Origin of the sequence: Terrabacter terrigena (assembly GCF_042676085.1) — a bacterium.
In the GTDB taxonomy this organism is placed as follows: domain Bacteria; phylum Actinomycetota; class Actinomycetes; order Actinomycetales; family Dermatophilaceae; genus Terrabacter; species Terrabacter terrigena.
On record NZ_JBHTKH010000039.1, the window covers coordinates 1 to 727 of the forward strand.

Annotated in this window: 1 pseudogene; it reads left to right on the forward strand. The window is 76.9% G+C overall.

The features are described from left to right. Positions 1-19 precede the first annotated feature (19 nt). Positions 20-727: pseudogene (locus ACFQ2V_RS21245) on the forward strand (HNH endonuclease signature motif containing protein); the annotation flags it as partial.

Genomic DNA, 727 nt, shown 5'->3' on the forward strand with positions numbered 1-727 from the left:
GCGGTCGCGGTCGGTGGGGGTGACCGAGGGCCTGCTGCGGGCGGGTGAGGCGGTGATGGCGCAGGTCGAGGCGCTCGAGGCCGTCAAGGCTCGGGTGGAGGCGGACCTGCTGGCTGCGTACGGGGCGCTGCACACGATCCAGGTGCAGCAGGTCGAGGCGCTCCCACGCGGTGGCAGCGCGGTGCGGATGGCGCGGCTGGTCTCGCCGGAGCGGGTCGTCGCGGAGGAGGTCGCGCTCGCCACGGGTGTCGGTGTCGGTGAGGTGTCGCGGCGGTTGACGGTGGCGACGGCGCCGCGGCGGCACCGGCGGATCCTGCATGCGCTGCGCTGCGGCGCGACGTCGCTGCACCGGGCGGTGCAGGTGGCCTGCGAGACGGCCCTGCTGTCGGACGCGGATGTCGCGGTCGTGGAGGAGGCGGTGCTGGCGCCGTCGCGGGACGGCCGGGTCGTGGGGCAGCGCACGTTCACGGCGCGGCTGCGGCGCGCGATGGCTTCGGTCGATGCCCGCGGTTCGGTGGAGCGGCGAGCGCACGCGAGGGCGCGGCGTGGGGTGTTCGGGCGGGTGGTCGAGGACGGGATGGGCTGTCTGACCCTGACGGCCGACGCGGCGTGCATCGCCGCCGTGCTGGACCGGCTCGACACCCGCGCGCGGGCCCTGCGCGGCACCGGCGACCCGCGCACCCTGGACCAGCTGCGCTGCGACCTGGCCACCGAGGCCCTGCTGCGC